Raw genomic sequence first — 24256 nt, forward strand, 5'->3', positions numbered from 1 at the left:
TGCCCATAATCTAAAAGATTAGAGTTTCACAGCTTTTTAACAGGTCATTAAATGTAGTATTCTATCATCCCAATTCGATTACTTGATCAAACTGCTTTTTGATTTCAGGTCGCAAATGGTGGGAAATATAGATTAACGTTATGTTGTCCAAATCAAGCAGACTCTGTTCGATTTTTTGTCCATCTTTTTCGTCGATTGCAGAGGTAATTTCATCGGCCAGAATAACTTGCGGGTTACCCAACAGTTGCCGTGCTAGTGCAATGCGCTGCTTTTGTCCACCTGAAATATTGTTACCGGCGTGCTTTAAAACAGTGTCAAGACCGCTGGCATTATCTGCAACAAATTCTTCGAGACCGGCGTGCGTAATTGCAGCGTTGACTTCTTTGTCTGTTGCCTCGCGATCTAAAGTGATGTTATAGCGCAGGCTGCCATCAAAAATATACGCGGACTGGTCAATGTAAGCAATCTGCTTGTGCAGCGAACTTAAATTAAGTTCGCGATATTCATCATTATCCCAAGTAAGCGAACCTTGGTACCCAGTTAGTAAACCGCCGATTAATTTTACCAGGGTCGACTTACCGCAGCCTGATGGACCAACAATAGCTACCCGTTCGCCTCGCTTAATGCTGCCAGCAACATTCGTTAAAATCGGTCTATCACTATTGGGGTAGCTGAACGAAAGATCGCTAAATGCAATTTGCTGGGTCAAAGGAGCAACGTCCTTGTCCCCTGTCTTCTTCTGCGCATTAGTTAGTTTATTGTACTTGTCAAAAATAGGCTGCACGGCCCGAATTGAAGTCAGATATATGCTGATTCCTGTCAAGCTACCAAAAACGTTACCAGACAATGAGCCAACAATTATAATGGCACCGATAGGAAGCTGGTTGTGAAAGGCCAGATATCCAGATTCAACGGTTAAAATAGTTTGAGCAAATATACTTATCAGGTTAATTAGTGAATTAGAAAAGGACATTTCCGTGATGTAATTAACCCGAGCCTGTCCTGCTTTATCTGATGCCGCATAGACTATCTTATTGAGCAATTTTTGTTGACCAAGCGTGAGCAGGTTGACAAAACCCTCAAGAGCATCGGTTGCTTTTGCCGTTAACACTTCATTTTGACTACTTTGCTTTTGCGATAACTCCTCCAATTTTTTCTTAAAAAGACGGGGAAATAAAATCATAACAACAGCAAAAACCAAAGTGGTGACAAATAAGAGCGGATGATAAGAAAGCAGGATGACACTGGCAATAATACCTAAGAGTGCACTGCTATATGTTTGCTCTAAACTGAAAAAGCCATCTTGATTAATTTGGTTAATATCATTAGTAAACCAAGAGACATAGTCAGCTTCCGTGTGTTTGTTAAAGCCTTCATACTCTTGGCGACCAATTATATGGGCTAATGCGTTCCTAATGGAATTATCGACGGCCTTGATGATTACAGCGGAATACCGTGAACTACAAAAAAAGAAAATTAGGAAAAAGCCCCAGCTAAGCAAATTTAAACCTGTATCAACAATAAAGCCCTTTAAACTGTGCTGTGTCAAAGCAGTAAGTGCATTACCTTGAAAAATGCTGGCACCAATTTGCCCTAAATTCCGCCCAAAATATAAAATGGCCAGAATCACATACATACCTGAATTACGTTTAACGTAGGTCCAAAGCGAAAATTTTGCTACAGTGTTGTCCATGATTTACTTCCCGTCTAAATCCCTATTTTCAGGGTTAATACTAAAATGACATATCTTCCTGAGAGAAACAGTTTGCAAAGAACATTAATCTTTGACCTATTTCAAAGCTGCAGACTCTTAAATAATTTAATTATTATTGGAAGTTTTAATAGTTTTTGTATTCTTCCTAAAAAGCCCGTCGTATCATTTACAACATGAAACATGTCAGTATACCTTTTTATTTGAAGTATTCGCTGTTTCTTTTATAATCTACTTATCATTTTATGTTTTTACTAACATAAATGCAATTTATTTTTAATTTTTTAGTTTAGAGTTGGCTTATCACGGCAGTATATAAATATTACGAACAATTTTTTGGGACTGAAAAAAGGCAAAATATTCTGCTTTATAAGCGCAAAATCATCTATCATAATTAAATCAATTTAAACCAGGAATTATTGTTTATTACAGCATTAAAAGAATTAAAGTACGGACTAAAGGGATTGATACCTAATAATATCGCTAACATGCCCTAGCAAATTAAGACTTTCCAGTCCGAATTTTAAAATTGGCTTTGTTAATTTTTAATTTTAGTTCCACGTGTAACATTCAACTTAAGCAACAATTTAGTTACTTTATCAAAGCTTAATTTTTTATTCTGTATTATACAAAATCACTTGACTTTTAAGACACAATTTAAATTTACTTTTTGCTTGTATACCACTATATCTCGTATTAAACTAGATAAGAATCTATATGTTGTATTTAATATTTAAGAAAGAACGTGATCCAAGTTATTGTTTTAAGTGGGCCAATTGGAGCCGGTAAATCCAGTTTAACTAGTATTTTAGCTGAGCACTTAGGTACACAAGCTTTTTACGAGGGAGTAGATAATAATCCTGTTCTTCCTTTATATTACCAAGACATGAAACGCTATACTTTTTTGCTTAACATTTACTTGCTTAACCACCGTTTAGCACAAATTAACCAAGCAATTCGAGAAAAAAATAGTGTTTCAGACCGTTCAATCTATGAAGATGCACTCTTTTTCAAAATGAATGCAGACAGCAAAGTGGCTGATCCAACTGAATTTAAGATATATGATAGTCTACTTGAAAATATGATGGAAGATACCCCCGGTAATCCCAGCAAAAAGCCTGATTTACTGATTTACATTCACGTTTCTTTAGACACTATGCTTAAACGCATTAAAAAACGTGGACGTTCATTTGAACAAATCAGTACTGATCCTAGTTTAAAAGACTACTATGCTAGGTTAATTAAGTATTATGAACCATGGTATGAAAATTATGATGCATCTCCTAAGATTAAAATCGACGGGGATAAATACGATTTTATCTGCGATGAAGATGCCAAAAAAGAAGTTTTACGTCAGATTGATGACAAATTGCATGCAATAGGCAATTTAGAATAGAGAAGGAACGTGATGACAGTTATTGTTTTAAGCGGGCCAATTGGAGCCGGTAAATCCAGTCTAACCAGTATTTTAGCTAAATATTTAGGAACCAAACCATTTTACGAAAGTGTCGACAATAACCCAGTTTTGCCACTTTTTTATGCTGATCCTAAAAAATACGCATTCTTACTTCAGGTGTTTTTCCTTAACACTCGTTTTCGTAGTATCAAAAACGCACTAACTGACGATAACAACGTTCTTGATCGTTCAATCTATGAGGATGCCCTTTTCTTCCAAATGAACGCTGATATTGAGCGCGCAACAAGTGAAGAAGTAGATACATATTACGAACTTCTCAACAACATGATGGGTGAACTTAAGCACATGCCAAAGAAAAACCCAGATCTGCTGGTTCACATTAATGTTTCATACGATACCATGATTAAAAGGATCCAAAAACGTGGTCGACCATACGAACAACTGAGCTATGACGCGACACTGGAAGATTACTATAAACGGCTTTTGCGCTATTACAAACCATGGTACGAAAAATACGATTATTCTCCTAAAATGGAGATTGATGGTGACAAGCTGGACTTCATGACTGACGAACATGCCAGAGAAGTTGTACTAGATCAAATTGTTACCAAGCTAAAAGAAATGGGTAAATTACCCAACTCTTGGGACAAACCAACAGATATTCAAATAGAAGAACAATAAACAAAAGTTAGCTTACTCAAAGAACCCCTATTTATTACTCTAGGGGTTCTTTTTCACTTAGTGTTATACTATTTTTTATGTCATTTAATAATCAAGCCTCAAATTGACCAAATACAGGCTTTAGATTGTTTAATCAAAAGTAATAAGGCGCTAGATTTGTGTTATTATTAAATCATATCTTTTTTCACATATTTTTTTAATTATATTATGTACAATTATTGTTACCAACCTAAACTCGGTCTCAGCTAAATACAAAGGAGAAGAAAATGGACTATATCATCTCAATCATGCCCTCTTTAATCACAGGCGCAAAAATGACTTTGATCTTGTTCTTTTGGACTTTGATCGTTTCTATTCCTCTGGGAATCATCGTCAGTTTAGGTTTACTTTCTCGCTTTAAGCCACTGCGCTTAATACTAAAATTCTATATTTGGATTATGCGTGGAACTCCACTGCTTTTACAACTAATTTTTATTTTTTATGGTCTGCCAATCATTGGTATTATATTTCAACGATACGATGCTGCACTTTTTGCTTTCATCTTAAACTACACTGCTTATTTTGCGGAAATATTTCGTGGTGGCTTTCAATCAATACCGGTGGGTCAATATGAAAGTGCTCGGGTTTTAAGGCTAAGCTATTGGCAAACTTTGTCGCACATTATTATTCCCCAGGTTAGTAAAATAGTTATTCCCTCTATTGGCAACGAAGTCATTAATTTAGTAAAAGATACTTCTCTGGTTTATGTTATCGGTTTGGGAGAACTATTACGAGCTGGTAATGTCGCCACTGCTAGAGATGTAACACTGGTTCCATTAGTAATAGTAGGAATAATATACTTAATGATGACCGGTATTGCATCATTCTTACTGAAAAAAATCGAACACAATTTTGCTAAATGGAAATAATGCAAAGGAAATATTATGCTAGAACTTAAGAACATTACTAAAAAATATGGTTCCCGCCTTATACTCAATAAATTAAATCTCACTATCCCCGACAGACAAATTCTAGCTATTGTAGGACCGTCAGGTGCTGGAAAAACCACGCTACTACGTTGTTTAAGTGGGTTAGAAAAAATAGATTCCGGTAAATTTCTCTGGAACGGACAAGAATTTAATCCAGCTGAGCCTGATAGCAAAAACCACATTATTGGTGTCGTTTTTCAAAGTTACGAACTCTTTCCCAACCTAACCGTCATTGATAACATAACTCTTGCGCCTACGTTAGTTTTAAAAGAAACAGCTAGTCAAGCTGAAAAGCAAGCCCGTAAATTATTAAAACAGCTTGATTTAAACGGAAAAGAAAACCTTTATCCGTACCAATTATCAGGTGGCCAGCAGCAAAGAGTAGCTATTGTCAGGGCATTAGCAATGCAGCCTCATATATTATGTTATGATGAGCCCACATCTGCTTTAGACCCTGCATTGCGGACAAAAGTGGGCGAAATAATTTTAAAATTAAAAACCGACAACCAAATGACTCAAATTATTGTCACTCATGACATGGAATTTGCACACCAAGTGGCTGATCAGATTTTTACCGTTAAAGCTCTAGATGATAAGAAGGTAATGTAAGTGAAAATTAAGCGCCTTGCGGCTTTATTAATAACTCTAATTTGTACCTTATTCATTTCTGCTTGTAGCGGCGTATCAGTGAATAGAAAAGCGAATACGGTAGACAATTGGTCTCACATAAAGCAGCGTGGTTACATTACTGTTGGTGTTGATGATACTTTTGTACCGATGGATTTTAGGCAAAAGAATGGTCAGTTAATTGGCTATGATGTCGATCTTGCTAAAGCCGTATTTGATCTTTATGATATCAAAGTTAGTTTCCAGACTATTGATTGGTCAATGAACACCACTGAACTCAAAAACGGTACGATTGACCTCATTTGGAATGGCTTTAGTAAAAATCCCGAACGGAAAGCTAAAATTAATTTTAGTAAAACTTACCTATATTCCACCCAAGTTTTAGTAAGCCTTAAAAAAAATAAGATAGATCAGATCGCTGCCATGAAAGGTAAGACGCTGGGTGTACAAACAGGTTCTTCCGGCTACAATGATGTAATGCAATATCCACAGGTTTTTAAAAAGCGAATTAAAAACCATGAGCCAATTCTCTATGATTCTTTTACAAATGCCTTTATTGACCTTAATGCCGGTCGTATTCAAGGTTTATTAATTGATAGTACTTATGCCAACTATTACATTTCCCGACAAAAGCATCCAGAAGACTATACTCAAATTAATAGTCCATTTCCTAAAGAAGAATTTGGTGTGGGTATGAGAAAAAGTGATATAACTTTAAAACGCAAAATTAACCACGCATTGACCAAATTAGCTAGAAATGGCACTATTACAAAAATTGACCGTAAATGGTTCGGCAAAAAGGCAGAATCTCCATTACTTTATAAAAACTAGTTTAATTGATTGAGTATTAAGGCAATACCATCGTGATTATTATCTAATGTAGTTCTAAATTTTTTCTTCAAATTTTCAGGAGCATTTCCCATTATTACTGGATGGCCAACAGCTTCAAGCATCTTTTCATCATTATAATTATCACCAAAAGCCCAGCAGTCCTTTAAATCTACTCCAAATTCTTGTGCTATCGCTCTAGCACCTTGTCCTTTAGAGACCCCTTTAACAACAACCTCTAACAAGTTAGACGCAGATTTTACTATATAAAATTCAGGATACAAACCCTGTAAGTCTTTCTGCGTGGCATCCAATAATTCTGGGGCCCCCATGAGCAAAATCTTATGCACACCCTTAAGTTTTTTGACTTCAGCAATAGAACTTGGTTGTGCCTTAACTCTTACTATTGCTTCTTCATTTCTAACTCGCCTATTATTTCCTGGGAAATAATACCAGTTATAGCCACTATATACATTCCAAACGACACCATTATTTTTACTTTCAATGTATGTGCATATTTCTGCTGCTTTAGCAGCCGTCATAAAACAGGAGTTCAGTGGTTGTCCCATCTCATCTAGCACTAAAGCACCGTTGTATGCGACCATTGGGCAAGACTTGGTAATTTGTCCTGCGACAGTCATGATTGCTTGGGGCATACGTGCAGAAACCGGAATAAAGACGTTGCCTTTAATAATTTGCTGACGGATAGCAAGTTTAGTTTTCGGGGTAACTTCTTGCTTTGAATTGATTAAAGTACCATCAATATCCGAAAAAATCAGTTTAGCCATTTTTCCTCCTTATGGACTGCAATATCTATGATATTTATTTTCATTTTACCGATTATCCTATCGTGCGGTCAACTTGCGGTTTTGGCTTATAGTTGAGAATAATTGCTTTTTGCTATACTTTTGCCTTTTATAATTCGTGTTTACATTTATTTTTATGAATGGTAAACTATAATCGTTGTCTAATTAATATTAAAAGACGAACAATAAATTTGGGAGAGGTTAGATGAATTTTATAAAGAGTTATTTTCAACTCGATAAATATAAAACCAACGTTAAAATTGAATTTCTCGCTGGTCTAACAACTTTTATCAGCATGTCATACATTTTATTTGTTAATCCTAGTGTTTTGGGCGCTAGTGGCATGGATAAAGGTGCTGTTTTTACAGCAACAGCCTTAGCTAGTGCATTAGGTACAGCAATAATGGGTATAGTTGCCAATTATCCTATTGGTGAGGCCCCAGCTTTAGGCATCAATGCTTTTTTTGCTTATACAGTCTGTGTAGGTATGCATGTTTCATGGGAAACAGCTTTGGCGGCAGTTTTTGTTGCTTCAATTATTTTTATTCTGATCACTATGTTTAAGTTAAGGGAAAAGATTATCAACGCTATCCCTTCTGACCTAAAATTCGCGATTTCTTCTGGAATTGGTTTGTTCATTGCATTCTTAGGAATGCAAGACGGTGGCTTAATCGTAGGAAATAAGTCTACTTTAGTTGGACTAGGTTCCCTTCATGATCCAGCCGTTTGGATTACCATTTTTGGCTTAATTGTCACTGTTATCTTAATGATTTTAAATGTACCCGGTGCTATTTTTATCGGTATGGTCTTAGCTGCCATTTTTGGTGTAATAACTGGACAGATTTCTTTGCCAACCAAAATAGTTTCAGTGGCGCCAAGTATTGCTCCTTCATTTGGTCAAGCAATTTTTCATGTGAAAGATATTAATACTTTACAAATGTGGGTAGTTGTATTGACTTTTCTCTTGGTTACATTCTTTGACACTGCTGGTACTTTAATCGGTTTAGCACAACAAGCTGGTTTTATGAAAGATAATAAAATGCCACGTGTAGGCAAAGCCTTAGCTTCTGATTCAACAGCTATGATGGTTGGTTCAATTTTGGGAACTTCACCAGTCGGTGCTTTCGTTGAGTCAAGTGCTGGTATTGCGGTTGGCGGACGGACAGGTCTAACAGCTGTCTTCGTAGCCATTTTCTTCTTAATATCAATGATATTCAGTCCACTTTTAGGCTTATTTACCACTCACGTGACTGCACCGGCATTAATTATTGTTGGTGTCCTGATGGCACAAAATACGGCACACATACATTGGGATAAAATGGAAATTGCCGTGCCGGCTTTCCTAATTCTAATTGGTATGCCTCTTACCTACTCCATCTCTGATGGTTTGGCTTTAGGACTGATAACCTATCCAATATGTATGGTAGCAGCTAAACGTGCTAAAGAAGTTACCCCAATGATGTGGATACTGTTCTTAGTATTTATAGTTTTCTTATGGGTTTTGAATTTCTAAAATTAATTTCTAAAAAAGCAAATATATTTAAAATATATTTGCTTTTTTTAACACATTTTTTATGAGAGTTACTAACTATTTATCTAATCCCCAAACTAGATTTATTGCACACTAAATTTTGGTGGAGCCTTATTTTAATAATTAAGCAATGATTTTATTTTAACCAATCACAAAGATACTAATCAAAACTAGCCAATAGCAAGTATTTCCTGGGAAATATTCTCTATTCGGGTAACTCACAGTACAAATAAGTTATATACTAGATATATTAGTTTTTTGTAATTTAAATATTTTTGGAGGAAAAAATGACGACATTAGACAAAGTCTTTCATTTAAACGATGCTCATACCACTGTTAAACGTGAATTGATAGCTGCATTAACCACGTTTGTCAGTCTCTCCTACATCCTTTTTGTTAACCCTAACATTTTACACGCAGCTGGTATTGATAAAGGAGCAGCGTTTACTGTCACAGCAATTTCAATTGCAATTGGCTGTTTCATTATGGGTTTGGTAGCAAATTATCCTGTAGCTTTAGCGCCAACATTAGGTAGTGCTGCGTTTTTTGCTTACAATGTCTGTGGCGGCATGCATATTAACTGGCAAACTGCTTTAGCTGCAGTTTTAGTAGCGTCTATCTTGTTTATTTTGATAACAGTCTTGAAATTACGTGAAATAGTAGTTGATGCTATTCCACAAGATTTGAAATATGCTATTTCAGCTGGGATCGGTTTATTTATCGCATTCATTGGTTTGCAAAATGGTAAATTAATCGTAAACAGTGATTCAAATTTAGTTACTTTAGGCAAGTTTAATTCACCAGCTGTTTGGATTACCCTCTTTGGTTTAACCTTAACAGTAATTTTAATGGCTATGAATATTCCCGGCTCAATCTTTATCGGCATGGTGGTAACAGCTGTGTTCGGGGTGATTATCGGTCAAGTCGCTGTTCCTAAAGGTATTATTGCCACTGCTCCCAGTATTGCCCCTACCTTTGGGCAAGCTGTTTTCCATTTAAAAGACATTAATACTCCGCAATTGTTTATGGTGGTTTTAACGTTCTTATTAGTTACATTTTTCGATACGGCAGGTACTCTGATTGGTATGACAGAACAAGCCGGCATGGTCGATGAAAATGGTAAGATTCCACGTATCGGCAAAGCTTTTATTTCCGACTCGCTGGCAATGGTTGAAGGAGCTGTCTTAGGCACAGCACCACTTGGGACTTCAGTAGAATCAAGTGCGGGAATTGCAATGGGAGGCCGTACCGGATTAACTGCCATTTTTGTAGGAATCTTTTTCTTGATTTCAATGATTTTCAGCCCGCTATTAGCTGTTATTCCTACCACTGTAACTGCCCCCGCATTGATCATTGTCGGCGTGCTAATGGCAGGAAACCTGAAAAAAATTAACTGGGACAAATTTGAAATTGCTTTTCCAGCATTTTTAACTGTAGTTGGCATGCCACTAACTTATAGTATTTCAGATGGTTTGGCTCTTGGTATGATTGCCTACCCGATTACTATGATCGCTTCTAAGCAAGCCAAAAAAGTTTCACCAATGATGTATGTCTTACTAGTTGTGTTCGTGCTCTTTTTCTTAATCACAAATATGTAAAACTATTAATTCAATTATTAAGGATCACTTCTTTAGAAGTGGTCCTTTTATTTTCCACATAATTAATTACTATTTATTTTTTGTTTGTTTAGTATTATAATGCAACATAATATTTTAATTAACAGCGAAAGAAGCGAAATTACTATGCCTAAAACTGCCAAAAAATTGTTTAATCAATATGCCGGTACCACTACTTTCTTTTTTGTTGCTTTACTAACCAGTTTTAATTCAGCCTTTTTCCCCTATTCCATTACTGGAAGGCTCTGCGCCATTTTATGGCTCATCACTTTTAGCTTTACACTATTTGCTGGCGAATATTTGATCAATCACATTAGCCTTGATAACAAAAATACGGCAAAAGCAGTAGTAAATTTCAGTATCTGGCTTTTAGCAGCTTTAATATTGGTATTATTTGGCTTAGTTTTTCAAAAATAATGGATAAACAGCGCTTAAATTTCAAGCCAGGTTTCCCCAGTTTTTTGCACGGACACTAAAAATTTGTTATGTTAGATAACAGTTAAGTCATTTATTGAAAGGGATGTTATAAAGTAGGTTGAGCAGTGCTTGCTTAATCTATTACTATGCTAGAAAAAAAGGCAAAAATAGCCAAAAAAGATTATAAAAAGGCGCCACTTTCAAAAATTCATTTGCGGGTATTGACTGCCATTGTTTTGGGCCAATTTACCTGCGGCTTTTCATTAGGGATTACTGGCGGTGCACTGACTAATGCTGCAAAATATATTCAAATTAGTGATATGTGGACCGGACTTATCGGTGCTGGTGGACTAATTGGTTTATCTAGTAGCGCACTTATCGGTCGTTTATCCGATAAAATTGGTCGTAGCCAATTATTGATGAGTAACATGTATATATTAGCCATCCTTTCACTTTTACATCCCCTTACAAGCAATTTAGCGCTGACTTTTTTAATTAGGATTGGCATTGGACTGATGATGGCAATTGATTATACAGCGGGTAATGCTTTATTAACTGAATGGCTGCCTAAAGGTGAGGATAGTAAACGACAAAGTCACCTATTAATCTACTGGGTTTTAGGCTTTATTGCTTCGTATTTAACTGGGACTTATCTTGAAGGATATGGTCAACATACCTGGCAAATTATTTTAGCAACTGGTGCCATACCAGCATTGTTCACAGCCCTATTTCGTAGTTTCTTTCCCTTACCACCTTCTCCTGGATGGTTAGCAAGTAAAGGTAAAATTAAAGCTGCAAACAGATTAATCGGGAGAATTTTAGGTCATAAATGGGGTATCTCTCGTCACTTTAAACGCTCTAAAAAGCAAGGGCAAGTTTCTTGGACAATACTTTTTAGCAAAAAGTATATTAGAAGTACACTAGTAGGAGGCAGCTTTTATGCCTGTCAAACTTTTGCCTTCTTTGGAATTAGTATTTTCTTACCTATTTTGCTACAGGGGATGAATATTACTAATCCTAAGGTTTCGGGAAATTTATACAACATTAGCATGTTAATAGGCATCTTTTGGGGGATATATCTTTTCAATCACTTAAGTAGACGTTTCTTTTTGATCAGCAACTTTTTGTTATCTGCAATATTAATTAGTGTTCTTGCGCTATTACCACAATCTTCATCTTTGGTTAAAATAATTGTCTTTTCTATTTTTGCAATTGTTTTATCTTCTGGGTTGGTACTGGATTATCCTTATCCCACTGAATTATTTGATACCAAAGTACAGGCTAGTGGCGTAGGAACTTGTATCACAATCAGCCGTATTGGTGCTGCTGCCGGTACATTTTTATTACCTATCTTGACAGAAATAGGTGGTTCGAATTTAGCAATGTTAGTTTGCGCCGGCGTTTTATTTGCTGCTTTCATCATTTGCCTGTTTTGGGCACCAGAAACTGCGCCTAAATACCAAAAGAAATAAAAGACACGCTTTTCTAATAGCGTGTCTTTTTTAGCCGTCGTAGTGCACTTTTTGCATCTGTTTAATTTGGCTAAATACGGCCCCTCGGCGACCTGCATCTAAGGTCAAAATCAGAGAATCACCTGCTTTAATTATAGTCTGACCATTGGGAATAATAGACTTACCATCGCGATAAATTGTTTTAACTAAAGTATGTTGAGGCCATTTGATTTGCATAATCATTTTACCGTTTAATTGACTATCTTCATAAATAGGCACAGTCAATTGATCAGTTTCACCAGAAATTTTAACCTGCTGCTTTTTACTGTTTGTCAACATTGCACGTGCCAGCGTACCATATATTGGCTCTCCATTTAAAAATTCATCGACTAGCAGTGCCACAAAGGCCACCACGGCAAGTGGCATTAAATGTAGTAATGAGCCAACCATTTCCGTAATGAGCATTATGGCGGTAAAAGGCGCCCGTATTACCGCAGCAAAGAAACCGGCCATAGCAAAAATTACTAGATTAATAACCAATTTTGCTGGTAATAAATGAAGCTGCACTAAAGTTAAGCCATAGACTGCACCAATTAAAGCCCCCATTGTCAATATTGGTAGAAAAATGCCACTGGGCAGTCCTGAATCATAGGAAATAATGGAAAATACTATTCTAATAATAAAGAAAAATACCAAAATGCCAATTACCTTCCAGCCACTGTGTTTAATTATTTGTGGTAAAGCTAAAATCAACCGATTACCTGGACCAGTTATTAGTGGCCAAAAGTAGGCAATTGGGATTAACAAAAATAGTGGGATCAACCCGTAGAGCCAGCTAGGTAAGAAAGTGATTTTTGTGTATAGCTTTTTACCCTTAAAGAGTCCAGTTTTATATAAGTGACCTAATAATCCTAAGAGCAAACCTAAAATGAGCAAATAGCCATATAACTTTACGGGAAAGGAATGACGATAAACAAGCGATAAAGATGGCTTCTGCCCAAAAATATTGGAAACAACAAAATCAGCTACTAAAGCACCTGCAAGTGCGTTCATCCAAACCCGGGGAGAAAAGTTGTGAAAAACTTCTTCAAGCACGAATAAGGCTCCACTTAGCGGGGCCCCAAAAGCGGCAGCCAAACCGCTAGCTGCTCCTGTTGCTAAAAGCACGCGAGCGTTTGTTTTAGACTCTTTAGCGCTTTCTCCGACACCTTGACCTATAGTTGAGCCTATTTGTAAAGAAGGACCCTCAGGTCCTAAAAACAGCCCTGTACTTATAACTAAAATGCCTCCTACTACTTTACGCCATAGTGTTGGCCACCAGCTTAAAGTCAGGTTCCCTGCCAATTGCAGTTTTACTTCAGGTATGCCTGAACCACCAACATGCGGATATTTTTTAACAAAATAGCCTGCAATTATTCCTACCGCCATCAGACCAAGAATAATGGGCATAAACCAGAGAAAGTTTTTATGTGCCACGTGAAACAGAGTCAGCCAAAGCTTTGTCATTTTGGCGATGCCAAAGCGAAAAAAACCAACTACTATGCCACTACAGAGTCCTACCACCATGGCTAGGACCAAAAGTTTTATTTGCGCTTTTTTATTTTTCATAGTACCTCCACTCTTTAGCTAAAATATTTTTCACACTAGCAAAAAACCAGTCAAAGCTCAAACTTAACTGGTTTCAGTTGTTACACGTGTAACAAAATTATTTTTCTTCATACCATTGAGTGTGGTAAACACCGTCACGGTCATTTCTGAGATAGGTATGGGCCCCAAAGTAGTCACGTTGCCCTTGAATGAGATTTGCCGGCAAACTCGGGTTAAAGATTGATTCTAAGTAATTCAGTGATGCGCTTAAAGTCGGTGTTGGAATGCCCGCTTCAGTTGCCAATTCAATTACAGCCCGTAATGCTGGAATATTCTTGTTCATCAAGTCTTTAAAATAAGGATCTTGGAACATATTATCAAGCTTTTTACCCTCAGCAAAAGCTTTTTCAATATCTTTTAACATTGATGAGCGAATAATGCAGCCTGCTTCCCATGATTGTGCAATTGCTGGGTAACGTAAGTCCCAATTATAAGCATCCGCAGCCATTTTTAACTGTTGGAAGCCTTGAGCATAAGCTACAGCTTGGCTCAATTGCAAAGCTTGACCGAGATTATCAACCAAGTCGTCAGGTGCAGCACTACTCCACTTTACTTCTGCACCTTCACGTGTAGTTGCCTTAGACATAAAACGGCTAATAACTGCTTCAGCAATTACGCTAATCGGCGCACCCAAATGCACACCATCTTCAAGCATCCAATTACCAGTACCCTTGTAAGATGCAACATTCAAAATATGATCAATCACATGGTCGGGGGTCAACCCATCTTTTTGTTTTAAAACTTCAGCAGTTATTTCACTAAGATACGCCTTGACTAACCCCTTGTTCCAATCAGCAAAGATGGCCGACATTTCGTCATTTGTTTTGCCTGCAACTTTTCGTAGTATATCGTAGACTTCAGAAAATTCCTGCATGATGCCATATTCGATACCATTATGAACCATTTTGACATAATGCCCACTGCCTTCTGGACCAATAAAGCTGACACATGGCTGGCCTTCCTCATTTTTAGCTGCAATCGCCTCTAATATAGGTGCGACCTCATTATAGGCTTCTTCATCACCACCCGGCATGAGTGCAGGGCCATTTAAAGCACCTTCTTCACCACCTGAAACACCCATTCCAATAAAATGAATACCATGTTTTTCCATTTCATGAAAACGGCGATTGGTATCATGAAAATTAGAATTACCACCATCAAGCAAAATATCACCCTGATCAAGCAAAGGTAATAATTTTTGCAAAGTTTCATCAACGGGCTTACCCGCTGCTATTTGAATTAAAATTTTGCGCGGCTTTTCCAGTGAATTAACAAATTCCTCCCAAGTATAAGTTGGTTTTAGTTTAGCATCCTTATATTTAGCAAAAGCATCAACTTCTGGCTTATCAATTGAAAAGCCAGAAACGGAAAAGCCATTATTTCTAATATTTAAAGCCAGGTTCTTACCCATAACCGATAAGCCTATAATACCGAATTGTTGCATTGATAGTCCTCCATCATTAAAAATCATACTTTATTATTATACTTGTAAGACAGCAAAAAAGCGAAACTTTCAAAAAGTTCCGCTTTTTTCATTCTAATAATTTAGCTTATTAGTGAGCTGAAGCGCCTGAAGTTGTATCAGGTTCTTCTTCTGGTTCTGGCTCTGGTTCTTCTTCAGCTTCTGAAGCGCCTGAAGCAGTATCTTCAACCAAGCCATACTTTTCAGCAAAGTAGCTAAATGGTTTCAAGCCTTCAGCTTGATACTTCTTAACGAATTCTGGGTCATCAAGAGTGTTCAATTCAGTTGAGTAAGGCATGTCATGAGTAAACTTGATGTCGATTAACATTGGTCCATCCATTTGCTTGAATTCCTTAACTGCGTCTTCGAATTCCTTCTTAGTACGTACAGTTACACCCTTCACGTTCATACCTTCAGCAACCTGAGCCCATTCGTTATTAGGCATAATAACACCTGATAATGGTTGGTGTGATTCATCAACTTGCTCAGCTTCAATGAAACCTAAAGTATCATTTGTGAAGACAACATTCAAGATATGCATGTTGTAACGAGCTTCAGTCAACAACTCTTGACTCATCATAGCGAAACCACCGTCACCGCTCAAGTTCCAAACTTCGCGTTCTGGGTGAACAGTTGCTGCTGCAAGTGCAGCTGGAGAACCGAAGCCCATAGTTGCGTATAAGCCTGAAGTTGCCCAAGTTTGTTGATCATGCAAGTTTACTAAACGTTGGAAGTCAATGTTGATGTTACCAACATCAATAGCAAATTGTGCATCATCAGCAGCGTATTTGTTAATAATGTCAAAGATTGGTTCACGACGAATTGGCATTTCATCTGAATTGTCAAAGCTGTGCTCCCATTCTTCCCAGTTTTCACGGTCTGCAATAGCAGCTTTGTAAAGTGGTGACTCTTCACGAGGTTGACCTGCATCAATAATAGCTTGCAAAGTCTTAGCACCGTCAGCCAAAATTGGAACATCAACTGCGTGACGCTTACCCAATTTTTCTGAGTCGACATCAATTTGTACTACCTTAGCCTTAGGGTCAAAGAAGAACAATGAGAATGGTGAGTCATTACCAACCCAGATAACTGCATCAGCATGGGTTTGAATGTCATCACTTGGCTTAGGTGCAACACGACCAATTGAACCCATATAAGCTGGGCATCTATCTTCAACAACACCTTTAGCCATAACTGAAGACATCAATGGCGTCTTGAATTTTTCAGCAAATTTTTCTAAGACATCGCCATGACCCTTCATACCTAGACCGAAGTAAACAACTGGGTTCTTTGCTTCTTCAAGAAGCTTAACAGCTGCTTCAACTTCTTCTTTTTTAGGAGCTGCATAGTTTGGAACAGCTTGCATTGCATTGTAATTTACACGGTAGCTGTCACTAATCTTGTCCCAACCGAAGTCCTTAGGAAGAATTAATACGGCTGGACCCTTCTTTGCATAAGCTTGACGAATTGCTTCATCCATCATTGAAGGAATTTGTTCTGCACGCTTAACTTGGTGGTTCCAAACAGCAACCGGATCAAACCAAGGCTTTTCGTCAAAAGCTTGGAAGAAATCCATATCCTGACGGCTAGTTGGAACGTTAGCTACGATAGCTACCATAGGAACCTTGTCGTATTTTGCGTCATACAAACCATTCATCAAGTGAACAGCACCAGGACCAGCTGAACCAAAACATACACCAAGTTTGCCAGTGAGTTTATATTCAGCTGAAGCTGCCAAAGCGCCAGCTTCTTCGTGACGAACTTCAATGTACTTCAACTTACCCTTAAAGTCATGGATAGCGTTCATTGTTGAGTCAAATGAGCCACCCGGAAAACCATAAATATGATCAATATGCCAGTCCAATAAAACTTGGAGCATGGCATTTGCGCCATTAATTTTTGCCATTTTAAGTGCATCTCCTTAAATACATGTTTACTTACATATTGTATTAAAACATATAATTTCACAATTTCAAGTGAGCAAAATTTACGATTATTGCAAGGTGTAAGCGCTTTGTAAAAATATTATCTTCACAATGTTGTACAATTAATTTATAACTTTTTGATAATAGCAATAATCAATACTTGTGATTGTTTGATCATTACCATAAAATTTGTGCATTTTTTGTGCTAGATTAGTCAGCAAAAATATTTTTTATAATTTTTAAATTTTTACTAAATTTATTTGTTAATTTTGGTATAGCGCCCATTTTGCACGTAAACGCTTAGAATTGCCATATCTGCTGGATTAACTCCAGAAATACGTTCAGCCTGGGCAATTGTTTCCGGTCTAATTTTGGCAAACTTTTCCCGTGCTTCTGTTGCCAGCCCATCAATTGCATCGTAATCAATATCAACTGGTATTTTCTTTGCTTCTTGGCGATGCAATTTGTTAATTTGCTGTTGTTCTTTCTTAATATAGCCCGCGTACTTGACGTTAATCTCAATTTGTTCTCTCACGTAGCGCTCATTTGAAATACTCATTCCCGTCAAACGTTCAATGTCAGCAACTTTAACTCGCGGTCTTCTAAGAAAAACGTCGGCTTTGACACCCGCTTTTAATTTTTCTTCACCAATACTTGCAAGATAATCCTGTACTGCAGGTGTGGGGTGAACCGTAATATTTTTAACAGCATTAGCAGCTTGTGCAATTTGTTCTTTCTTTGCTAAAAATTTGGAATAACGCTCTTCAGAGATTAAGCCAAGCTGAAAGCCGTAATCAGTTAAACGTAAATCAGCATTGTCATTACGTAAAATCAAACGATATTCTGCTCTTGAAGTTAATAAGCGGTATGGTTCTTCTGTTCCCTTGGTGACCAGATCATCAATTAAAACACCAATATATGCTTCGTCACGGCCTAAGGTAAATCCTGGCTGACCAGCAGAACGTAAAGCAGCGTTAATACCAGCGATCAGTCCCTGCCCAGCAGCTTCTTCATAGCCTGAAGTACCATTCATTTGCCCTGCTGTGAATAAGTTTTTAATATTTTTGGTTTCTAAAGTATGTTTTAATTGCCACGGATCAATCACATCGTATTCAATAGCGTAGCCCGGCCGCATTAATTCTGCATCTTCAAGCCCAGCTACCGAATGCAACATTTCTAGCTGAATTTCTTCTGGCATGGAAGTTGAAAAATCGCCGACATAGACTTCCTTAGTGTCTTTTCCTTCTGGTTCCAAAAAAATCTGATGACGCGGCTTATCCGCAAAACGTACTACCTTAGTTTCAATTGACGGGCAATAACGCGGCCCTACGCCCTTAATTTCTCCTGAAAACATAGGAGAACGGGTCAAATTCTGATTGATTATCTTGTGTGTAGTTTTATTAGTATAAGTCATCCAGCAAGAAACTTGATCCTTGAGATAATCTTCATCTTTAGTTTCATAGGAAAAGTGTCGCGGAATTTTGTCACCGGGTTCTTCCTCTGTTTTAGAATAATCAATAGTATTGCTATTAACACGTGGTGGCGTTCCCGTTTTAAAACGGCGCAGTTTAAAGCCCAGCTTTTCTAGATCTTCTGATAGTTTAATTGCAGGAATAGTATTATTGGGACCAGATGAATAATTCAATTCGCCAATAAAAATGCGTCCGCGAGCTGATGTTCCGGTAGTTAAAACAACACTTTTAGCATGATATTTAGCGCCTGTATTAGTAATTACACCTGAACAAACTCCATCTTTAACAATCAGTTCATCAACTGTCGCCTGCCGCAAAGTTAAGTTTGGCGTGTCCTCAATCACTTTTTTCATCTGCTCGTGGTATTGCCATTTATCAGCCTGTGCACGTAATGCTTGCACGGCAGGGCCTTTACCAGTATTTAACATGCGCATTTGAATATAGGTAGCGTCAATGTTTTTACCCATTTGACCGCCTAGGGCATCAATTTCGCGTACCACTGTTCCTTTAGCAGGTCCGCCTACTGAAGGATTGCAGGGCATAAAAGCTACCATATCCAGGCTAATAGTTAAAAGCAGTGTCTTTTGCCCCATTCTGGCACTTGCTAGGGCCGCTTCACTACCAGCATGTCCCGCACCGACTACAATGACATCATAATCATTTGAATCATAACTTTTAATCATTAATTTTCACACCTATTTTCCTAAACAAAATTGACTGAACAGTTCATTAACCAACTCATCCGGACTACTTTCACCTGTTATCTGACCTAAAGTGTCCCAAGCACCATTGAAGTCAATTTGCGCAATATCCAGCGGCACCTCGTCTTTTAGTGCTTGAATAACGTCTTGGAGCTGCTTTTTAGCTTTTTCTAATAGTCCAACCTGTCTTTGATTGGTTACCATTACTTGATCATTAGAATTCTCTATACCCTGGAAAAATAGTTCTTTAATTGTCTTTTCTAATTGCTCAAGATTTTGTTTCTGCAAGATTGAAATAGCAATTACAGGGCTCTTGGTCAGCTGTTTAATTTGAGCGGCAGTAATTTTTTGCCCTAAATCCGTCTTATTCAAAATGGCAATCCGCTTTTTCTCGGCAGTGGCAGCAATTAAAGCATTATCTTCTGCTGATAGTTCTTTACTTGAATCAAATAAAAGTAAAACTAAGTCGGCTTTTGCCAAAGCCTTCTTCGAGCGCTCCACGCCGATTTTTTCTACCTTGTTTTCGGTATGCCTAATACCTGCAGTGTCAATTAATTTTAAGGGGACGCCTTTAACCGAAACATATTCTTCTAGCGTATCCCGTGTTGTGCCCGCAACATCCGTTACGATAGCCGTATCGCTTTGCGTTAGATAATTAAGCAAAGATGATTTTCCGACATTTGGTTGACCAATAATCGCGGTAGCCAAGCCGTTACGTAGTGCCGTTCCTTCACTTGCCGTTTTGAGCAAGCGATCTATTTTAGTGATAACGGATTGGGAAACACTCGACATTTGCTTAGCCGTTACGGTATCAGCATCATATTCTGGATAATCAATATTAACTTCTACATTAGCCAGCGTATCCAAAATTTCCTGCCTCATTGCCCTTATTTTTTCAAGCAAGCCACCTTCCAGCTGCTTTTCTGCTATTTGTCTAGCCTTATCAGTTTTGGCACGCACGATATCCATCACGCTTTCAGCCTGTGTCAAATCAATTCGGCCATTAACAAATGCCCTTTTAGTAAATTCGCCGGGATCAGCCATCCGCGCACCATTTTTCAATAACAATTGCAAAATATGGTTGGTAACAACAATACCGCCATGACAATTGATCTCAACAATGTCCTCACGGGTAAATGTTTTAGGAGCAAGCATCACAGAAACCATAACTTCATCAATGACTTGCCCGCTTATTGGATCAACTATGTGCCCATAATGAATAGTATGTGTTGGCACCTTAGTTAAATTAGCACCTTTGAAAACCTGATTGGCAATTTTAACTGCATCTTCACCAGACATTCTGACAATAGAAATGCCACCTTCACCAATTGGTGTTGAAATTGCTGCAATCGTATCAAACTCCGTTAAAGTTTGGGCCATGATTTTCTCCTTTTTCAATAAAAAAAGCGCATTATTCCACCATGAATAATCATGATGGATAAAGCACTTTGACTACTTTATCTAAATCAATACTTTAGATTAAAAATTATTTTTTGCGTTTCAGCCGTTTATAAGTCTTTCTCAACTGACGCTTGCGTTCACGCTCTTGGCGTGCCTTTTCCTCCTGCTCACGGCGGTATTTAATCGGGTTCTGCAAGATGAAGGTCTGGATTACTTGGAATAAGTTTGAAACTACCCAGTAAATTACAATGGCTGATTGGAAATAAATACCCATTACACCAACCATGATTGACATACCATAAGTCATTACTTTAGATGACAGAGTTTGTGATTCCTTCGGTGTTGACAACTGACTGATATATGTCGATAAGAAGGTTAAAACCATAGATAAAATCGGCATAATATAGTACGGATCGGGTACACCCAAATCCATCCACATGAAATGTCCGGTCATAAGCTGCGGTGTTTGAGCAATTGCTCCGTATAAAGCAAGCATAACCGGCATTTGGATAATTAAAGGCAAGCAGCCAGCATAAGGATTAATTCCAGCTTCTTTATATAATTTGTTAGTCTCCTGCGAAAGCAAAGTACGCGATTCTGTGTCGCTACCAGGATACTTTTTACGGAGAGCGTCCATCTCAGGCTGAATTTTTTGCATCTTAGTAGTGCTTTTAATTTGGATGGCACTAAGAGGATACAAAATAAGCCGCACAATAACAGTAAAGATGATAATTGCCCAACCGTAGTTGTTACCAATTAATTTAGACAGCCAAAGTAAAAACGTGGACATATAATAAATGACCCAGCGATTCCACCAGCTGCCGCTTGTATGTGAAACGGGTTCTGTACTGTTAGATGACGCACAACCTGTTAAAACAACTGCTAAAGCAACTACTGTCAGCAGCACAAGTAGACGCTTGACATTCTTTTTGGTTAAAATGTCTTTCACTCTAATCTTCCTCAACTTTATTCGGTATCTCTTTAATTATATTGGCTAAAAAGAGTGCATGCAATAGGTTCTTACGAACGTCCACCCATTTAAAGTTACGCGCATAAGGTCTAGCGATTACTAAAAAATCAATCTGGGGATTGATTAAAGACCTGTTTTCCGTAAGAACAGCACGAATATAACGTTTGAGGCGATTGCGGACTACAGCAGTGTGACCGACTTTTTTACCAACGGAAATACCAACACGAAAATGTTCATTCTCCGGTTTATCTAATTGATAAATAACGAAGGCCCGATTGGCTACTGAATTGCCCGACTTAAAAACTGTTTGAAAATCATTTTCTGTTTTAACGCGATAAGACTTTCTCAAAACGTTTCATTCCACTCTTATAAATTAAAAAAACCACTGGGATTTCAGTGGTTTAAGCAGATAAGACTTTTCTACCCTTTGCACGGCGTCTAGCCAAAACCTTACGGCCATTAGATGTACTCATCCGTTTCATAAAGCCATGAACTCTTGAACGGTGACGCTTTTTAGGTTGGTAAGTTCTTTTAGTTGTCATTAAACTACACCTCCAATTTTTTGTATGCAGACTGCACAATTTAATATCTAGAATACCATGATTAAAGTAAAAAACCAAGCAAAAAGACAAAAAATTGCGAATTTCAAAACTAAAAAGAATTTAATTATATTAAAATTAGCTGGAGCAAAAAGCACAAAACTCAATGTGAACAAACTTTTTTTTAGTTTTAAATTGTAGATAAAATTTTTTCGTTTTTGTTGATTTAGTCTAGTTAATACTCTAGTTAACACTTTAGTTACTATTATTTAGTTAATACGCATTTTTTTTCATAACTATAGTGAATTTATCTAACAGCTTGATTGGTCTTATTTGGAAAAAATGTTCTTGCAAATAATCTCAATTCATAATATAATCACATTAACTAAACAAAAGTAGTTTATTACTTTGGTTTAGAAATAAATTAAAAAAAGCCATCTTAATAATTAAGATAGCTTTTGGAGGTGATCCTTTCCAAATATTTTAATAACTCCGACCCGTACCTAAGTGCACCTTAGGTGGAATAAGGAGTTATTGTGATACTTTTACGGGTCTGTATTCTAACCTCTTGAATCAAAGATAGTGTATCACTAATTTTAACGCATAGCAATAGTGTAGCTATTGCTATGCGTTATTTTTAAATAAATTTTTATTACATAATAATTGAAATTCAAGTTTTATAGGAGTGAAAAATGATAGATCATGCAAAAATAGGATTAGGTTTTTTAGATAAGAAAAAGGCTAGTAATAAAATAAAATATAATTATCGAAAATGGAAAGAATTTAATCATGGCATTAAATCTCCCTTTTTTAAAGCTGAAGAAAAACTATTGGATTACTTACCTTTTATGACAACTGGTGCAATAAGACTTTACTTATACTATGGATTTCATTCAAAAAATGATACTGGCGATTGCTGGCCATCAATAGCTAAGATTGCAAAAGATTTAGACGTTAGTCAAAGAAGTATTAATAATTGGAATTCTCAGCTAATTGATCTAGGGCTAATTATACGAAGATATGATGACCATCCTAGTCAAACTACCTACTTACTTCCTATATCAAGTTTTATAGTCTCATTTGATGACTATGATGATAACCCCAAAAATGATAAACGAAATTTGTCAGAAATAATAGATAAAATTAAAAGCATTAATCGCAATGCTAATAGAACTTTAACTAAAGTAATTCAACTATTTCAGTGGAACGATAATTCTAAAAAATCTCAAAATTTCTTCAGTAGTATTTTGTTTTGTTCAGAAAATAAAATTAATAAAAACAGTAATACTAAAAACTATATGATGATTAATGTCATGACTTCTTTAATAGATGAAAACAAATTGGAAGGAAAAATAGATAAAGAATCAAATAAATTCATAAAAGATGAACATCTACAATTTGATCCTCCAATAACAATTATTGACGGTATACCTCAAATAGGAATTGCTGTTAATCCAAAATTTAATTTGTCGGAGATGTTCAAAGATAAGCAGATATTACAAATATTATATACTTTAGCTAAAACTAGTAATCAAGAGCTAAATGATGGTTTAAATACATGTCATTGGATACAGTAACCATATAATTATATTTTATAAAATATAGTATATTGATCACACTAAATAACAAGGCTGCACCGGGGGTTAACAGCAGAAAAGCAACTTTGGCGAGACGCAATGACATCAATTACCTCTTTCAGACGTTTGCGCTCGTTTCCAACATGACCGTGCGACAGAATCTCAAGTTAGCCCTAAACTTTAGCCACGCCCCCAAAAATAAAACTGACAAACAAATTACAGACATTTTGGCAGAAGTCGGATTGCAAAACCGGCTGGATGATACGATTGCAACAATGTCAGTTGGCGAAAAGCAACGCGTTGCGTTAGCACGTGCATTTTTAAAACCCGGTAAGCTAATCCTTGCCGATGAGCCGACTGGCTCGCTTGATCCGCAACTTGCTCTTCATGTGCTGAAACTGATCCAAAAATTGCAGCGCGAGCACCATAAAACTATCATCATGGTCACTCATGATCTGAAACTGGCCCAGGCAGCAGACTACCAAATTGTACTCAAAAAGGGGCAATAA

General features: G+C 37.1%; 21 protein-coding genes. 11 read left to right on the forward strand and 10 right to left on the reverse strand.

Translation table 11 applies throughout. The features are described 5' to 3' along the window. Window positions 1–64 precede the first annotated feature (64 nt). Window positions 65–1693 carry an ABC transporter ATP-binding protein gene (locus tag LACWKB8_RS08805; RefSeq protein ID WP_038524781.1) on the reverse strand — a complete coding sequence of 543 codons (1629 nt, stop codon included), beginning with the start codon at window positions 1691–1693 and terminating at the stop codon, window positions 65–67. A gap of 763 nt (window positions 1694–2456) precedes the next feature. On the opposite strand from LACWKB8_RS08805, the gene LACWKB8_RS08810 reads away from it, so the two are divergent. From LACWKB8_RS08810 to LACWKB8_RS08830, 5 genes are all read left to right on the forward strand, one after another. Continuing rightward, a complete protein-coding gene (locus LACWKB8_RS08810; protein WP_038524784.1) occupies window positions 2457–3107 on the forward strand; it encodes a deoxynucleoside kinase in 651 nt (216 codons plus the stop codon). A gap of 12 nt (window positions 3108–3119) precedes the next feature. After that, window positions 3120–3809 carry a deoxynucleoside kinase gene (locus tag LACWKB8_RS08815; protein ID WP_038524787.1) on the forward strand — a complete coding sequence of 230 codons (690 nt, stop codon included), beginning with the start codon at window positions 3120–3122 and terminating at the stop codon, window positions 3807–3809. Between the two features lie 266 nt (window positions 3810–4075). After that, entirely contained in the window at window positions 4076–4717 is a 642-nt protein-coding gene (locus LACWKB8_RS08820) for an amino acid ABC transporter permease (protein WP_038524791.1), read from the forward strand. 15 nt (window positions 4718–4732) lie between these two features. Continuing rightward, window positions 4733–5386, forward strand: a complete 654-nt coding sequence (locus LACWKB8_RS08825; protein ID WP_038524794.1) for an amino acid ABC transporter ATP-binding protein — start codon at window positions 4733–4735, stop codon at window positions 5384–5386. Continuing rightward, window positions 5387–6235 carry an amino acid ABC transporter substrate-binding protein gene (locus tag LACWKB8_RS08830; RefSeq protein WP_038524796.1) on the forward strand — a complete coding sequence of 283 codons (849 nt, stop codon included), beginning with the start codon at window positions 5387–5389 and terminating at the stop codon, window positions 6233–6235. Here LACWKB8_RS08830 and LACWKB8_RS08835 read toward each other — a convergent pair. Further along, on the reverse strand, window positions 6232–7020 hold the full coding sequence (locus LACWKB8_RS08835) for a Cof-type HAD-IIB family hydrolase (RefSeq protein WP_038524799.1): 789 nt from the start codon (window positions 7018–7020) through the stop codon (window positions 6232–6234). The two genes, LACWKB8_RS08830 and LACWKB8_RS08835, sit on opposite strands and share 4 nt — an antisense overlap. Before the next feature lie 223 nt (window positions 7021–7243). Between LACWKB8_RS08835 and LACWKB8_RS08840 the strand changes: the two genes are divergently transcribed. The 4 genes from LACWKB8_RS08840 to LACWKB8_RS08855 all read left to right on the forward strand — a co-directional run bounded on the left by LACWKB8_RS08840 (window position 7244) and on the right by LACWKB8_RS08855 (window position 12074). Next, a complete protein-coding gene (locus LACWKB8_RS08840; protein WP_038524802.1) occupies window positions 7244–8551 on the forward strand; it encodes an NCS2 family permease in 1308 nt (435 codons plus the stop codon). Between the two features lie 305 nt (window positions 8552–8856). Further along, window positions 8857–10167: an NCS2 family permease gene (locus LACWKB8_RS08845; protein ID WP_038524805.1), complete on the forward strand. Its 1311-nt coding sequence runs from the start codon at window positions 8857–8859 to the stop codon at window positions 10165–10167. A gap of 99 nt (window positions 10168–10266) precedes the next feature. Beyond that, entirely contained in the window at window positions 10267–10602 is a 336-nt protein-coding gene (locus LACWKB8_RS08850) for a hypothetical protein (protein WP_166484956.1), read from the forward strand. A gap of 146 nt (window positions 10603–10748) precedes the next feature. Continuing rightward, window positions 10749–12074: an MFS transporter gene (locus LACWKB8_RS08855; RefSeq protein ID WP_038524811.1), complete on the forward strand. Its 1326-nt coding sequence runs from the start codon at window positions 10749–10751 to the stop codon at window positions 12072–12074. Window positions 12075–12104: 30 nt separating this feature from the next. On the opposite strand, the gene LACWKB8_RS08860 is transcribed toward LACWKB8_RS08855, so the two are convergent. From LACWKB8_RS08860 to rpmH, 8 genes are all read right to left on the reverse strand, one after another. After that, window positions 12105–13661, reverse strand: coding sequence for a ClC family H(+)/Cl(-) exchange transporter (locus LACWKB8_RS08860; RefSeq protein WP_038524814.1), 1557 nt, complete (start codon window positions 13659–13661; stop codon window positions 12105–12107). Window positions 13662–13758: 97 nt separating this feature from the next. Continuing rightward, the gene (gene gndA, locus LACWKB8_RS08865) at window positions 13759–15144 is read right to left on the reverse strand and encodes an NADP-dependent phosphogluconate dehydrogenase (protein ID WP_038524816.1); all 1386 of its coding nucleotides are present in this window, start codon (window positions 15142–15144) and stop codon (window positions 13759–13761) included. A gap of 109 nt (window positions 15145–15253) precedes the next feature. Then, a complete protein-coding gene (gene spxB, locus LACWKB8_RS08870) occupies window positions 15254–17068 on the reverse strand; it encodes a pyruvate oxidase (protein ID WP_038524819.1) in 1815 nt (604 codons plus the stop codon). Between the two features lie 275 nt (window positions 17069–17343). Beyond that, complete coding sequence (gene mnmG / locus LACWKB8_RS08875; RefSeq protein WP_038524822.1) at window positions 17344–19242, reverse strand: tRNA uridine-5-carboxymethylaminomethyl(34) synthesis enzyme MnmG; 1899 nt, start codon at window positions 19240–19242, stop codon at window positions 17344–17346. A gap of 12 nt (window positions 19243–19254) precedes the next feature. Next, entirely contained in the window at window positions 19255–20640 is a 1386-nt protein-coding gene (gene mnmE, locus LACWKB8_RS08880) for a tRNA uridine-5-carboxymethylaminomethyl(34) synthesis GTPase MnmE (protein ID WP_038524823.1), read from the reverse strand. A 106-nt stretch (window positions 20641–20746) separates the two neighbouring features. Continuing rightward, window positions 20747–21610 carry a membrane protein insertase YidC gene (locus LACWKB8_RS08885; RefSeq protein WP_038524826.1) on the reverse strand — a complete coding sequence of 288 codons (864 nt, stop codon included), beginning with the start codon at window positions 21608–21610 and terminating at the stop codon, window positions 20747–20749. Between the two features lies 1 nt (window position 21611). Further along, the gene (rnpA, locus tag LACWKB8_RS08890) at window positions 21612–21980 is read right to left on the reverse strand and encodes a ribonuclease P protein component (protein WP_038524829.1); all 369 of its coding nucleotides are present in this window, start codon (window positions 21978–21980) and stop codon (window positions 21612–21614) included. A 52-nt stretch (window positions 21981–22032) separates the two neighbouring features. Further along, window positions 22033–22173, reverse strand: a complete 141-nt coding sequence (rpmH, locus tag LACWKB8_RS08895; protein ID WP_003549412.1) for a 50S ribosomal protein L34 — start codon at window positions 22171–22173, stop codon at window positions 22033–22035. A 689-nt stretch (window positions 22174–22862) separates the two neighbouring features. On the opposite strand from rpmH, the gene LACWKB8_RS08900 reads away from it, so the two are divergent. Continuing rightward, window positions 22863–23747, forward strand: coding sequence for a helix-turn-helix domain-containing protein (locus tag LACWKB8_RS08900; protein WP_038524833.1), 885 nt, complete (start codon window positions 22863–22865; stop codon window positions 23745–23747). An 86-nt stretch (window positions 23748–23833) separates the two neighbouring features. Then, window positions 23834–24256 (forward strand): ABC transporter ATP-binding protein, encoded by a 423-nt coding sequence (locus tag LACWKB8_RS08905; RefSeq protein ID WP_242491944.1) that lies wholly within the window; start codon window positions 23834–23836, stop codon window positions 24254–24256.

Source organism: Lactobacillus sp. wkB8 (genome assembly GCF_000761135.1).
Lineage (GTDB): Bacteria > Bacillota > Bacilli > Lactobacillales > Lactobacillaceae > Lactobacillus > Lactobacillus helsingborgensis.

Bases quoted from the DNA above. Each gene is read 5' to 3' on its own strand.
- LACWKB8_RS08805 (WP_038524781.1), bottom strand. From the start codon at position 1,693: ATGGACAACACTGTAGCAAAATTTTCGCTTTGGACCTACGTTAAACGT.
- LACWKB8_RS08815 (WP_038524787.1), top strand. From the start codon at position 3,120: ATGACAGTTATTGTTTTAAGCGGGCCAATTGGAGCCGGTAAATCCAGT.
- LACWKB8_RS08820 (WP_038524791.1), top strand. From the start codon at position 4,076: ATGGACTATATCATCTCAATCATGCCCTCTTTAATCACAGGCGCAAAA.
- LACWKB8_RS08825 (WP_038524794.1), top strand. From the start codon at position 4,733: ATGCTAGAACTTAAGAACATTACTAAAAAATATGGTTCCCGCCTTATA.
- LACWKB8_RS08835 (WP_038524799.1), bottom strand. From the start codon at position 7,020: ATGGCTAAACTGATTTTTTCGGATATTGATGGTACTTTAATCAATTCA.
- LACWKB8_RS08840 (WP_038524802.1), top strand. From the start codon at position 7,244: ATGAATTTTATAAAGAGTTATTTTCAACTCGATAAATATAAAACCAAC.
- LACWKB8_RS08845 (WP_038524805.1), top strand. From the start codon at position 8,857: ATGACGACATTAGACAAAGTCTTTCATTTAAACGATGCTCATACCACT.
- LACWKB8_RS08850 (WP_166484956.1), top strand. From the start codon at position 10,267: ATGCAACATAATATTTTAATTAACAGCGAAAGAAGCGAAATTACTATG.
- LACWKB8_RS08855 (WP_038524811.1), top strand. From the start codon at position 10,749: ATGCTAGAAAAAAAGGCAAAAATAGCCAAAAAAGATTATAAAAAGGCG.
- LACWKB8_RS08860 (WP_038524814.1), bottom strand. From the start codon at position 13,661: ATGAAAAATAAAAAAGCGCAAATAAAACTTTTGGTCCTAGCCATGGTG.
- gndA (WP_038524816.1), bottom strand. From the start codon at position 15,144: ATGCAACAATTCGGTATTATAGGCTTATCGGTTATGGGTAAGAACCTG.
- spxB (WP_038524819.1), bottom strand. From the start codon at position 17,068: ATGGCAAAAATTAATGGCGCAAATGCCATGCTCCAAGTTTTATTGGAC.
- mnmG (WP_038524822.1), bottom strand. From the start codon at position 19,242: ATGATTAAAAGTTATGATTCAAATGATTATGATGTCATTGTAGTCGGT.
- mnmE (WP_038524823.1), bottom strand. From the start codon at position 20,640: ATGGCCCAAACTTTAACGGAGTTTGATACGATTGCAGCAATTTCAACA.
- rpmH (WP_003549412.1), bottom strand. From the start codon at position 22,173: ATGACAACTAAAAGAACTTACCAACCTAAAAAGCGTCACCGTTCAAGA.
- LACWKB8_RS08900 (WP_038524833.1), top strand. From the start codon at position 22,863: ATGATAGATCATGCAAAAATAGGATTAGGTTTTTTAGATAAGAAAAAG.